At 41.7% G+C, this 12,512-nt stretch carries 12 protein-coding genes and 1 tRNA gene; 1 reads left to right on the plus strand and 12 read right to left on the minus strand.

Going from position 1 to position 12,512, the window contains the following annotated elements:
• Window positions 1-190: 190 nt before the first annotated feature.
• From gap to ACQKFG_RS14780, 5 genes are all read right to left on the minus strand, one after another.
• The gene (gap, locus tag ACQKFG_RS14760; RefSeq protein WP_076368241.1) at window positions 191-1,198 is read right to left on the minus strand and encodes a type I glyceraldehyde-3-phosphate dehydrogenase; all 1,008 of its coding nucleotides are present in this window, start codon (window positions 1,196-1,198) and stop codon (window positions 191-193) included.
• Between the two features lie 32 nt (window positions 1,199-1,230).
• A complete protein-coding gene (locus ACQKFG_RS14765) occupies window positions 1,231-2,265 on the minus strand; it encodes a sugar-binding transcriptional regulator (protein WP_427560088.1) in 1,035 nt (344 codons plus the stop codon).
• A 139-nt stretch (window positions 2,266-2,404) separates the two neighbouring features.
• A complete protein-coding gene (locus ACQKFG_RS14770; RefSeq protein WP_427560091.1) occupies window positions 2,405-2,647 on the minus strand; it encodes a glutaredoxin family protein in 243 nt (80 codons plus the stop codon).
• Window positions 2,648-2,661: 14 nt separating this feature from the next.
• Window positions 2,662-3,999, minus strand: coding sequence for an RNA polymerase factor sigma-54 (rpoN, locus tag ACQKFG_RS14775; protein WP_311202557.1), 1,338 nt, complete (start codon window positions 3,997-3,999; stop codon window positions 2,662-2,664).
• Window positions 4,000-4,316: 317 nt separating this feature from the next.
• Window positions 4,317-4,388, minus strand: a tRNA-Arg gene (locus tag ACQKFG_RS14780).
• Window positions 4,389-4,678: 290 nt separating this feature from the next.
• Between ACQKFG_RS14780 and clpP the strand changes: the two genes are divergently transcribed.
• On the plus strand, window positions 4,679-5,287 hold the full coding sequence (gene clpP / locus ACQKFG_RS14785) for an ATP-dependent Clp endopeptidase proteolytic subunit ClpP (protein ID WP_063233960.1): 609 nt from the start codon (window positions 4,679-4,681) through the stop codon (window positions 5,285-5,287).
• 97 nt (window positions 5,288-5,384) lie between these two features.
• Here clpP and ACQKFG_RS14790 read toward each other — a convergent pair whose 3' ends face one another.
• The 7 genes from ACQKFG_RS14790 to ACQKFG_RS14820 all read right to left on the minus strand — a co-directional run bounded on the left by ACQKFG_RS14790 (window position 5,385) and on the right by ACQKFG_RS14820 (window position 12,153).
• On the minus strand, window positions 5,385-5,642 hold the full coding sequence (locus ACQKFG_RS14790) for an HPr family phosphocarrier protein (protein WP_048688029.1): 258 nt from the start codon (window positions 5,640-5,642) through the stop codon (window positions 5,385-5,387).
• A 20-nt stretch (window positions 5,643-5,662) separates the two neighbouring features.
• A complete protein-coding gene (gene whiA / locus ACQKFG_RS14795) occupies window positions 5,663-6,616 on the minus strand; it encodes a DNA-binding protein WhiA (protein WP_034309971.1) in 954 nt (317 codons plus the stop codon).
• A gap of 67 nt (window positions 6,617-6,683) precedes the next feature.
• Window positions 6,684-7,670 (minus strand): gluconeogenesis factor YvcK family protein, encoded by a 987-nt coding sequence (locus ACQKFG_RS14800; protein ID WP_427560096.1) that lies wholly within the window; start codon window positions 7,668-7,670, stop codon window positions 6,684-6,686.
• Window positions 7,660-8,559: an RNase adapter RapZ gene (rapZ, locus tag ACQKFG_RS14805; protein WP_427560099.1), complete on the minus strand. Its 900-nt coding sequence runs from the start codon at window positions 8,557-8,559 to the stop codon at window positions 7,660-7,662. Before rapZ ends, ACQKFG_RS14800 begins: the two co-directional genes overlap by 11 nt.
• 42 nt (window positions 8,560-8,601) lie before the next feature.
• Window positions 8,602-9,060: an NUDIX hydrolase gene (locus tag ACQKFG_RS14810; RefSeq protein ID WP_063233957.1), complete on the minus strand. Its 459-nt coding sequence runs from the start codon at window positions 9,058-9,060 to the stop codon at window positions 8,602-8,604.
• 538 nt (window positions 9,061-9,598) lie between these two features.
• A complete protein-coding gene (gene trxB, locus ACQKFG_RS14815; protein WP_369619665.1) occupies window positions 9,599-10,546 on the minus strand; it encodes a thioredoxin-disulfide reductase in 948 nt (315 codons plus the stop codon).
• A 104-nt stretch (window positions 10,547-10,650) separates the two neighbouring features.
• On the minus strand, window positions 10,651-12,153 hold the full coding sequence (locus ACQKFG_RS14820; protein WP_427560104.1) for a tetratricopeptide repeat protein: 1,503 nt from the start codon (window positions 12,151-12,153) through the stop codon (window positions 10,651-10,653).
• Window positions 12,154-12,512: the final 359 nt, after the last annotated feature.

A 12,512-nucleotide genomic window follows, 5' to 3' on the forward strand; every position in this document is an offset into this window, starting at 1 on the left:
GGAGAGGGCAAATTTCCCAACTCCCCTTTTCTCTTTTTCATTATAGTCGGTTTCCAGGAAATTATCCAAAAACAAGAAATGTAAACGCTTGACTGATTAATGACTTACTAATAATATCATCTTCTGCCAAGTTTTTTTAGAGGTGTGATAAAAAAAACCTCACCTTGGTGAGGTTTTTTTATTATTCTAATTACAATCCTTTTTTAGCCAAATAGTCGATCAAATCAACAACACGGCTAGAATATCCTGTTTCATTATCATACCAAGATAATACTTTAACCATGTTTCCTTCCATTACCATTGTGGAAAGGGCATCAATTGTAGATGATGATGGGTTACCGTTATAGTCAGTTGATACTAGCGGAAGTTCGCTGTACTCAAGGATTCCTTTTAATTCGCCTTCAGAAGCCTTTTTGAATGCTGCATTAACTTCTTCAACTGTTGTGTCTTTTTCAAGCTCTGCAACAAGGTCGACAACAGACACGTTTGGAGTAGGTACACGCATTGCCATACCATTCAACTTCCCTTTAAGTTCAGGAAGGACAAGTGCAACAGCTTTCGCTGCCCCAGTTGTTGTAGGAATGATATTCTCGGCAGCTGCACGTGCACGGCGGTAATCTTTATGAGGCAAATCAAGGATTTGCTGATCATTTGTATATGAGTGAACTGTAGTCATCATACCGCGTTTGATTCCGAATTGTTCATGAAGCACTTTAGCAAATGGAGCCAAGCAGTTCGTTGTACAAGAAGCATTAGAGATTACATGGTGGTTTGCTGCATCATATTTATCTTCATTTACACCCATGACAATCGTGATATCTTCATCAGATGCAGGAGCAGAAATGATTACTTTTTTCGCGCCCGCTTCTAAATGCTTAGCTGCATCTGCACGTTTTGTGAAACGTCCCGTAGATTCTACAACTACTTCTACTCCTAGTTCACCCCATGCTAATTGTGCAGGATCACGTTCAGCCAATACTTTTACTTTGTGACCATCAACAACAAGGTAATCCCCATCAACTGTTACTTTTTCATTAAGAGATCCATGAATTGTATCGTATTGAAGAAGGTGCGCTAACATATTAGCATCCGTTAAGTCGTTAATAGCAACAATCTCTACCCCTGGATTACTCAATGCTGCACGAAATACATTACGTCCAATACGTCCAAAACCATTAATACCAACTTTTACTGCCATGAAAAATTCCTCCTTTTAAGTTCGCAAATATATTAAGGGGTGTAATTCCCCTGAATTAACTCTTGTGCCGCCGCTTCATCCGTGATCAAAACGGTTGATGAAGGTGCGCCTTTCATGTAGGAACGGATAGCCTTTGCTTTAGTTTTGCCACCTGCCACAGTTATCACTCGCTTTTCAGGGCTAAGGTCATCTAACTGAATGCCGACTGTCAAAACTTTATGAACAACTTTGCCGTTTTCATCGTAGTAATAACCGAATGCCTCTCCTACAGCATTTCCATCTAACAGCTTCTTTAACATTTCTGGCGAAGAATTTCTTCTCTCTGCCATCGCCATGGCATCACCTATTCCATGAATGATCATATCGGCAGACTTAATTTGGGAAATCACTTCTTTAATTGCAGGTTCCTTCTGAAACGAAGCATAAACCTCACCGCTTAATTGATCGGGTACATATAACACTCTGTATGAGGCCTGTGCCTTCTGTGCCATTTTTTCGACAATCGTATTGGCCTGATTCTGCACTGCTTCACCGATTCCACCGCGGGCAGGGACAAACATCAATTTCTTCGACGCTTCATCAGGTGACAACGAATTGGCCACTTCGGCCATTGTCGATCCGCCAGTAACCGCAATGATATTCTTTGAGTTCCATTCCCGTTTCATACGGTTTGCACAAGCTTTACCCAATTCTTTTTTTACCCATGGGGTCTCATCACAATTTCCTGAGACGATAATGACCTCATCCACTTGTAACAAGTCCTGCAATTGCCGTTCCATTATGTCTATACCCATTACTTCACGCATTATTCCTTCTAACTTATCCAGGATTTCAATCCCTTCATCAGTCAGCGTCATGCCAGAGCTGAATATGTTAACCAGGTTCTGACTTTTCAGAAAATCAACCTCGCCTCTAAGGGTCCGTTCTGTCAAATTAAGGCTCACGGACAGACTGCGCCTTCCAACCGGCTGCATCATTTTGATATAACGCAGGATATCATATCTTTTTTGCATAACCAGAAGGAAATCCGGTAATAATTTTCTTTGTACCTCGAGTAATGTACGCATATTTAAAACTCCTAAAAAGTTAAGTTGGACATTTAATGTCCCGCGTAGTCATTTTTTGTCCCACTTAAAACAAAAAAATATTCCTGCTACATATTTTATTCTAGCAGGAACGGAATGTTTCTTCAAATGATTTGAAATATTATTTTTCCAAAAGCCTATTTAGAGCTGATTTATCAACACTTCCAAATTGAATGATATCATCTTTCCATTCTACGACAGGAATCATCAGCCCGAATTTCTCTAGCAAATCATCATCGGTATGGATATCGATTTCCTTATAGCCTATGCCCGACTCTGCCTTCACTTCTTCAAGTACCTGCTTGGCTTTATCACATAACGGGCATTTATCCCTACTATATAAAACAAACGCATTTGACTCCAAACCACTCATCCTTTTCAATCATATCTTTTTCGTTTAGATGAAGAAGGGATCCCTAATTGTTCCCGGTATTTGGCAACGGTTCGGCGTGCCAGGATAATTCCATGCTCTTCTTTCAACCGTTCTGCCAGATCTTGATCCGAAAGCGGCTTTTGTTTATTTTCCCCATTGATGGCTGCCTGCAGGCTCTTTTTTGCTTGCATGCCCGACATATCCTCATCAAGGCCGACTGATTGTAAAGAAGTGGTGAAAAATATCCGCATCTCTATCGTGCCAAATGGTGTCTGCACGTATTTCCCTTTAACCGCCCGGCTTACTGTGGACTCATGTATACCAAGTTCATCAGCTATTTCTTTCATCGTCATCGGCTTCAAATAGTTCAGGCCATGATGAAAGCACGCCGGCTGTTTTTCGACGATGCACTGAATGACCTTCAATATAGTTTCCTTTCTTTGTTGGATCCCTCTGGAGATCCATTGGTATTCCTGCCACTTATCCTGGATAAACCGTTGGACTCCCTGATCCTTATGGCTCTTCATTCGGTTTAAATACCCTTTATCCACATTAAGATTGGGTGTGTTACCATCATAATTCCCGACAAGCAGCATGCCGTCCCGAACTTCCACGACAACATCCGGCACTATATAAGAAGGCTTTTCCTGAAAAAAGAGTGAAGCCGGACGCGGGTTCAACGTCTGGACATAATCAAAGACTTCTTGAATCTCCTTCATTGTAACACCGATTTTCTTACTTAGATCTTTCCAGCGCTTTTCAGCAAAATCGAGGAAATGATTTTCTATGATCGATTCCGCCAGCAGGTTCTCCCCTTCCGCTTTCACCTGAAGCAAAAGGCATTCTTGAAGGTTTCTCGCCCCAATGCCATGCGGCTCGAGTTCCTGTAAGAACGAGAGACTCTCTTCCAAAGCGGCCGGAGATATGCCTGGGACGCATATATCATCCAGCTGTGTCCTTAAGTAACCGTTTTCATCAAGGTTATGAATTAATAGCAGCATTGCCTTCTGCTGCTCACCTGAAAACTGCTGGTGATTCACCTGGGACATGATATGCTGTTCAAGCGATAAAGTATCTTCACTGATCTGTTCAATCCAATAGTTGGCATCATACGTATTTTTAAGAGTCCGTTTACCCTTTTTCCGGTCAAAAGTTGGCTGAAATAAAGAAGCTGTTGGCTGATCTATGGACAGTAATGGATTCTCCACCATTTTATTTTCTAAAAAAGCCGATAGCTCCTGCGAGGAGTATTGCAGCAATGTAATAGCTTGCATAAGCTCCTGGGTCATTGCCATCTTTAATGTTTGCTGTTGAAAAAGTCCTGCTTTCATATTCATACTCATCGATTCATCCCTCCCCCACTCCATTTTACATTATCAGGAGAAAATTCTACACAAAAACCCATGAAAACGCTTACGATTTTTTTCTGAATAGTTTATTTGTTTTAAATACTATATGTTAGAAATGCAAATTTAACAACTACTTTTATTGAAAAATCACCATTTTTCAATAGTGCGGGCGAATATTTTCAAGACGGGAATGACATTACAGGATTCGATGGAATATTACGGAAAACGAGTGAATTCGCCAAATATCTCGGGGAACCGCTTAAAAATGCCCAATAAAAAATCCCCCACTTTATTAAGCAGAAGATTGGTAATGCCCTCGGCAGGAATCGAACCTGCATTTCAAGCTTCGGAGGCTTGCGTTCTATCCGTTGCACTACGAGGGCGTAATAGAAAATATTTTTTCAACAGACTTCATTATATGATAGAATCCCCTTCTTTGCAAGGGTTATCAGGTTTAAAACTTTGACTTTTGGGTATTATGGGTAATATGGAAATTCATCCCTGTACGGCATAATAGATAAAGTAATCTATCGGGAAGGAGCCTTAGCCAGAAAATTGTCGAACAAATTTATTCATTATAGGATTTGTTTTGTTTGACCTAAATTGACCAAAAAGTGTATCATACATACATAAAGAATTTAAATGATTCTCTTAATCGAAGGAGGAAATGAACATGAATTTAATTCCTACAGTTATCGAACAAACAAGTCGTGGGGAGCGCGCCTACGATATTTACTCCCGTTTATTAAAAGACCGGATCATTATGCTAGGAAGTGCAATTGACGATAATGTTTCCAACTCTATTGTTGCTCAATTACTATTTTTAGAAGCGGAAAATCCTGAAAAAGATATCACTCTATACATCAACAGCCCTGGTGGAAGCATCACTTCCGGTATGGCCATTTACGATACTATGCAATATATCAAACCAAATGTATCCACAGTATGCATCGGTATGGCCGCTTCCATGGGCGCTTTCCTATTGGCTGCTGGCGAAAAAGGCAAACGTTATGCGTTGCCAAACAGTGAAGTCATGATTCACCAACCGCTTGGAGGAGCTCAAGGTCAAGCTACGGAAATTGAAATTGCTGCCCGCCGTATCCTTCACTTGAAAGATAAACTGAACCAAATCCTGGCAGAACGCACTGGTCAACCTATTGAAGTCCTTCAAAGAGATACGGAGCGTGATAACTTCATGACTTCCGAAAGAGCTCTTGAATATGGCTTGATTGACAAAGTCATCACGCGCAGCATCCTTGATGACAAAAAAGACTCTAAATGATTATGCAACAAAAGGCTCCGGAGATCGCCTCAAGCGACTTCCGGAGCCTTTTTTACATGATAAAAGAAAAGGATGCACTTTTAGGCATCCTTTTCTTTTAACCTTCTTGCTGAACGAACTCTTCCAATGCCTCTAACGCTTCTTTTTCATCGCGTCCTTCGACGATCAACTTCACGGACACGCCAGAACTGATGGCAAGGCTCATTAACCCCATTATACTTTTTGCATTCACTTTCTTTCCTTCTTTTTCAAGAAAAACATCTGAATGAAAGCGGTTAGCTTCTTGTACAAAAAGAGCCGCCGGCCGCGCTTGCAAACCCGTCTTCAATTTTACCTCAACTTGTTTTTCCACCATCTTGATCTCCCCTGTTAGCTTTATTTTTTCGCAGCAATAGCCTCTCCCCCACGGAGTCTGTCAGCTATTTCATCAATCTTTCGTAATCGGTGATTAATCCCGGACTTACTGATGGTTCCCCCGGATACCATTTCCCCAAGTTCCTTTAAGGTTATATCCTGAAACGCTATCCTAAGCTCCGCAATTTCCCGAAGCTTATCCGGTAATATGCTTAGCCCTACCGTATCCTCAATATAATGGATATTTTCGACCTGGCGCAATGAGGCCCCGATCGTTTTGTTCAAATTGGCTGTTTCACAATTCACAAGCCGATTCACTGAATTACGCATATCACGGACAATCCGTACATCCTCGAACCTTAATAAAGCTGAATGGGCGCCAACTATGCTTAAAAACTCGGCAATTTTTTCGGCTTCTTTCAAATAAATGATGTACCCTTTCTTGCGTTCAAGTGTCTTGGCTTTCAAGCCAAACTTATTCATTAGCTCACATAGGGCATCATTGTGCTCTTTATAAAGTGAGAAAATCTCGAGGTGATAGGAAGACGTTTCCGGATTATTTACCGAACCCCCCGCAAGAAATGCACCTCTCAGATAAGAACGCTTACAGCATTTCTTCCCAACAATAGTATCGGATATATCATGGAGAATTTCAAAGCCATCGCCTAAAATTTCCAAATCGGTTAAAACCCGCTGCCCTCCGGATGACATCCTTACAATATATACATTATTCTTTTTAAGCTTCATCTTTTTACGGACCAACAGCTCGACCTGGACCTCATAACTTTTTTTCAGCAGCGTATAAATCCTTCTGGCAATCGCAGCATTTTCAGTTTGAATATCCACAACAAGCTTCCGATTAGAAAATGAAAGGGATCCGTTCATCCGGATAAGCGCACACAATTCCGCCTTACCGCAGCAATCCTTTCCCTCTAATGTAGTAAGCTCTTTTTTCGTTTCTGAAGCAAAAGACATCCATTTCACCCCCAATCGAACGCAGGTAATCTATTTTTATCAATCAAAAAACCGGCCCCGCTTATATCTACGGTATTATGGGGCTTTTAGTTTCATTTATAAGCATGTTATAAAGCAAATCCGCCACTTTTTTCGTGTCATGGCGTATTACATTCCCCTCATAGCTGAAAATGCGTTCTTGTATGATTTCAAGACCCATCCGTTTTAAACTTTCCACATCATACATGACCGGTTTGGCATATTCAGCTTGATAGCGTTGCTGAATCTCGGTTGGTATTTCTTCATTGTTAACAAGTATCCTGTCAATATATGCATTCCCCATATGGTCATATATCGCTTTTATATGATCGCTCGCACTATAATCCAGCGTCTCGCCGGCTTGTGTCATCAAATTGCAAATGTACACCTTTTTAGCCTTGGAACGGGCAACCTCTTCTCCTAGGCCAGGGACAAGTAAGTTAGGCAGAATGCTAGTATATAGACTTCCTGGACCTATGACAATAAGATCTGCCTGCTTGATTTCCTGGAGAGTTTCACTGAGCGGCTTTATATGATGAGGAGACAGAAAAACTTTTTTTATTTTCTTTCCTGAGAAGGGGATCTTGGATTCTCCTGTAACAATCGTTCCGTCATCCATCTCCGCATGGAGAACCACACTTTGGTTGGCAGCCGGAAGCACTTTACCGCGGACATTAAGGAATTTGCTCATTTCCTGGATCGCATGGACGAAATCGCCTGTCAACGAAGTCATTGCCGCCAGTATCAAATTCCCCAGCGAATGCCCGGACAACTCATTTTTACTCTGAAAGCGATGTTGAAACATTTGTTCAACAAGGGGCTCTACATCCGATAATGCAGCCAGCACGTTACGAATATCACCCGGAGCGGGGATATCCATATCCTCGCGAAGGCGGCCTGAACTGCCACCATCATCAGCTACCGTAACGATTGCCGTAATATCCACTGGATGCTTCTTTAACCCTCTCAGTAAAACGGGCAGGCCGGTTCCCCCTCCAATGATCACAACCTTAGGTTGTTTCTTATTAATTAACATCTGCTTTCCCCTTACTTTTCTCGATATCGCGATGTGATACTTCAACCCTGTAATCCTTTTTGAAGTGGTTTGAAATATACTCCGTCAACGCTACCGAACGGTGCTGACCGCCTGTACAACCAATCGCAACAACAAGCTGTGCCTTCCCTTCACGTTTATAATATGGAAGCATGAATGCAAGCAGATCGGTCACTTTTTCCAAGAATTTTTGCGTCTCGCTCCATTTTAAAACGTAACTCGACACTTCCTGTTCCAAGCCAGTCCTTGGTCTCATATGGTCAATATAATATGGATTTGGCAGGAAACGTACATCAAACACTAGGTCGGCATCTATGGGCAGACCATGCTTGAACCCGAACGACATGACATTGACTGTAAAGCCGACACTTTTATCGGCAGAAAATTCCGAAGCGATTTTCTCCCTCAATTCGCGCGGTTTCAGTTGGGAAGTATTAAAGATCAATTGAGCCCTTCCCTTCAATTCGTCCAAAAGTTCCCGTTCCATTTTAATGCCTTCCAATGGCCGTCCTAATGGAGCAAGTGGGTGGGTCCTTCTCGTTTCCTTATATCTGCGTACCAAGGAATCATCATCAGCTTCAAGAAAAAGGATTCTTGGTGATACTGCAGCTGTATCCGTTAAATTATCCAGTGCAAGAAATAAGGAATCAAAAAACTCCCTCCCCCTTAAATCCATGACAAGGGCCACTTTATTCATCTTATTCCCGGAGTCCTTCATTAACTCCAAAAACTTTGGCAATAACGTGGGCGGCAAATTATCGACGCAAAAAAATCCTAGGTCTTCAAAACTTTGAACCGCCACTGTCTTACCCGCTCCGGACATTCCGGTAATGATGACCAATTGCGTTTCACTCATCTGCCCTGTACTCATAGTTTCTCCGCCCCCATGTATATCTTTTTTTATATTTAAAAATTAACCTGGATCCAATCGGTAAGAAAGCAGCTTAAATTCAGGCGTATAGGTAAATGTTCCATAGATGATCCCACTTCCATGAACCATATAGTCCAGGATGTGAAAATCACCTTCAGCCATCATCAGCTTTTTAACATCTTCAACCGGATGCCAGCTAAGCTCCCCTTCTTCACAGACATCCACATTTACACCATCGGAATCCGTTGCAAAGAAAGTGAACATCATCCATTCTGACAAAACTTTATCTCCGTCCTTCATAATGAAGGTGAAAATACCTTTGATGGAAGGGTTTTTTAAATAAACACCCGTTTCTTCACGATATTCCCTAATGCAGGCATCGCGTACAGATTCACCAGGTTCCATCTTGCCGCCTGGAGCTACCCACCATCCGCGTCTAGGCTTTTTCAATAAGAGGATTTGATTATCTTTTATCAATACACAGTTTGTGACACGTTGCACGTTCTTCACCTCAATTGGCTCTGCTCGACTATAGAAACCTTCCCCTCCATGTTGAAGAGATTCAGTTTATATTCTTAAACCGCCGCTAGATATCCATTTGGCGATTTACAAATGCTAATAGTTCAAACAAGTTGTATTTTTCATCTTCTTACCATTATGAAAGATTATGTTTAGTATATCTTATCATTATACTATTTTTGAAATGAGCTAACAATAAAGTAAACTTCCTGCATTGGGGGAATATTCATTCGCAAAAAATCACATAGGTAAGCCTTTATCCTGCTTAACTCCTATTCTTCTCCACTTTCGCTGCCTAAATGCAAAGGGCTAGCTGATTTCGCATTAAAAACCCCTAAAAATTGGAACCAAAGATATAGTCTCAAAGCAGGAAAACAAAAAAAAGACACAGAAACTTAATCTGTGTCCTTAAACGTTTATAATTAAAGGGGGTCAACTTCTACCCATACTATACCCAATAATTATTTCACGCGTGTTACAACGTCGTTAAAACGGAATTACGATTTTATATTCTTGAAAATCAAGCCTTTGGCTGCAATTTTTCTTGAAGTTCCTCAACAAAATGCTGAGCGGATTGAGCGGCAATGCTTCCATCGCCTGTAGCTGTAACGATCTGGCGCAATGTTTTTTCACGAACGTCACCAGCAGCAAAAATACCAGGGACGCGTGTTTCCATCCGATCATTCGTTTCAATATAGCCTGTGGAATTCAAGATGCCCAAGCCCTCAAATGGTTTAGTTAGCGGAAGCATTCCGATATAAATGAATACACCGTCTGCGTCCATCACTGTCTCTTCTCCGTTTTCAGTGGAAACTAGAGTGACACCGCCGACTTTGCCGCCTTTTTCATTGATTTCCTTCAAAGTATGATTCCAGATGAAGTCAATTTTTTCATTGGCAAATGCACGATCTTGAAGAATCTTTTGAGCACGAAGTTCGTCACGTCTGTGTACGATCGTCACTTTTGAGGCGAAACGGGTTAAGTACACACCCTCTTCAACAGCAGAGTCTCCGCCGCCGATAACGAACAGTTCTTTTTGCTTGAAGAAAGCACCATCACAAACGGCACAATACGATACACCGCGGCCGCCCAATTCTTTTTCGCCTGGAACGCCGATTTTCTTGTATTCGGCACCAGATGAAATGATGATTGAACGTGCTTTGAATTCCTTGGAACCGGATTTGATCGTTTTATACTCTTCACCGTCAATGATTTCTTTAACATCACCATAGGCATACTCCGCACCGAATTTCTTTGCATGGTCAAACATTTTCGTTGAAAGTTCAGGTCCGAGTATCGTGTCGAATCCAGGATAATTTTCCACTTCCTCAGTATTTGCCATTTGCCCGCCCGGTACTCCGCGTTCCAACATCAATGTTGAGAGGTTCGCACGTGATGTATAGACAGCCGCCGTCATCCCTGCAGGACCAGCTCCAATAATAACAACGTCATAAATTTTTTCAGACATGTTTTCACTCCTCCATATTCCATTACAAATGGAACCTTCACTACGAGTTAGTGTTCCCTACCTATTATCCTATATAACAAATAATTTTTCGTCCAAATATTTGCTCATCCCAGTAAGTTTTCAACCAACTTTACGTACTTCGATAAGGTGGACACCGATATGAAATGTTTGTCTGCGATTGCCTGTTTGCTTACCTTCTCATTTTTAAGCTGATTCCACACGTACTCCACAGCAGATGCCCAGCCTGCTGGATTATTTAACTTCTGCTCGGATTTCACCGCTTCGATGAAGACGGAAAACCACATTAAATAGAGCCCGGCTTCATTTAATTGTATCGGTTGGAAATGCCGATATAATAACTCGGCTGTACGATCGGCAAAATCAATCGGTGTTAATTGGCGATCTTTAGCAGGAACTTGAACAAGTTCGGCATAATCACGTTCCAAATCAGTGAAATTCTGATTTAGGTTAAGGACCTGGTTTTTCAATAGCTTCTGTTTATGAACCGAATGTTTCAGAAGGAAAATGGCAAACAGCCTTTCCTCGATGAATTCACTTTCCAGCCTTTTTGTAATAGAAGGAAAATGATGTTCAAAACCATCTGAAGTTGCATTCATATCTCCCCAAGGCTCCATGCCTTCCTTTTCCGGGTTCATTTCCACGACCTTTTTCCATGCCTTTTTGGCAGACTGTTCATGGCCTAAGTGGTAAGCGGAAATGGTAAGCCAATAGTAAAAGGTTCCATCTCCCTCGAACCCTTGCTTTTGAAGTCCTTTCAGCCATTTATATGCAGAAGCATAGTTTCCGATCAAAGCGAAGGTCGCTCCAAGTTTGAAACGATGTTCGGATAGCATCGGCCGAATTTTCTCCAGCATCTGTATGAGCTCTTCAACCTTTGCTTCATCCTGTTGATAATGATGAAAAACGACAAGGTTACAAAGAGCATGCAGGTTTCCCGGACTTTTTTCCAATACCTCATCAAGTGTTTCAAACGCTTCATTTACTTGACCAAGATAGAAATAGGCAAGTGCTAGGTTATTATAAGCGGACCAGTAATCCTTGTACTCTGCAATCGTTTCTTTCAGTACTTCGATTGCCTTCGGGAAATTGCCTGATTCCAGGTACTCGCGGGCTTGTTCCTGTTTGGTAATGAGCCCATCATGCTCAAAGGGGTTTTCTTCTGATTCATCCGACTCAAAAGTTATCAGTTCAAGCAGATCCTCTGCGTCATCGCTGAACTCCCCGTCTTCTTCTTTATCAAGATAAGCACTGGCGTGACGATAAGCCTCCTTGAACATGCCTAAGTGGGCATAATTATTCGCCAGGAAGTAATGACATTCCGACATATAGGGATCCATCACATCCAAGATGTTCTCCAATAGGTTGTTTGAATAATTATATTCACCGATTTCCGAGCAGGTGATTGCCAATTGACAAGCTATCATCGGTTCAGCAGGTTCAAGTTCCAGCGCACGTTCCAGGTATTTTTTTGATTTAGGTAATTCTCGTCTATGATAAGCTTTTAAACCCTTAGTGAAATAATACTCACCTGTTGGGTGAAAAGTTAGAATTTGTGCCTGTTGGCCAAATTTAGAGTCTTTACTCATGTAATCCTCCATCTACAAGTTGATTAACCATAGTATTATAACATATTGGAGAAAATTTGCCGAACAATTCAAGAAAATGGAAAACGTTAATTACCATGCTTTCTTTAAGAAAAAATCGGAATTATATCCCTAGCCAAATGGGGATTCTCTTTCATCAATAATAGTCCCTAACATAGCAACACCTTCAAACCTCAGGTATGGTTTTCATTAGTAGCACAAGTTGATTGGAGAGGAAGGTGCGAGACTCCTGCTTAGAAAAGTGCGTCTAGGGGAGACCCCGCAGGCACAAACCGAGGAGGCTCCCGGACCGCCCGCGGAAAGCGAGTTTCTTGAGCGGAAATCAACGTCCAAATGTATAA

Source organism: Peribacillus sp. NPDC076916 (assembly GCF_050269675.1).
GTDB classification, from domain to species: Bacteria; Bacillota; Bacilli; order Bacillales; family DSM-1321; genus Peribacillus; species Peribacillus aracenensis.

What these genes read in the sequence shown, in the direction of transcription:
- gap (WP_076368241.1), bottom strand. Translation starts at nt 1,198, where the DNA reads ATGGCAGTAAAAGTTGGTATTAATGGTTTTGGACGTATTGGACGTAAT.
- ACQKFG_RS14765 (WP_427560088.1), bottom strand. Translation starts at nt 2,265, where the DNA reads ATGCGTACATTACTCGAGGTACAAAGAAAATTATTACCGGATTTCCTT.
- rpoN (WP_311202557.1), bottom strand. Translation starts at nt 3,999, where the DNA reads ATGAGTATGAATATGAAAGCAGGACTTTTTCAACAGCAAACATTAAAG.
- clpP (WP_063233960.1), top strand. Translation starts at nt 4,679, where the DNA reads ATGAATTTAATTCCTACAGTTATCGAACAAACAAGTCGTGGGGAGCGC.
- ACQKFG_RS14790 (WP_048688029.1), bottom strand. Translation starts at nt 5,642, where the DNA reads ATGGTGGAAAAACAAGTTGAGGTAAAATTGAAGACGGGTTTGCAAGCG.
- whiA (WP_034309971.1), bottom strand. Translation starts at nt 6,616, where the DNA reads ATGTCTTTTGCTTCAGAAACGAAAAAAGAGCTTACTACATTAGAGGGA.
- ACQKFG_RS14800 (WP_427560096.1), bottom strand. Translation starts at nt 7,670, where the DNA reads ATGTTAATTAATAAGAAACAACCTAAGGTTGTGATCATTGGAGGGGGA.
- rapZ (WP_427560099.1), bottom strand. Translation starts at nt 8,559, where the DNA reads ATGAGTACAGGGCAGATGAGTGAAACGCAATTGGTCATCATTACCGGA.
- trxB (WP_369619665.1), bottom strand. Translation starts at nt 10,546, where the DNA reads ATGTCTGAAAAAATTTATGACGTTGTTATTATTGGAGCTGGTCCTGCA.
- ACQKFG_RS14820 (WP_427560104.1), bottom strand. Translation starts at nt 12,153, where the DNA reads ATGAGTAAAGACTCTAAATTTGGCCAACAGGCACAAATTCTAACTTTT.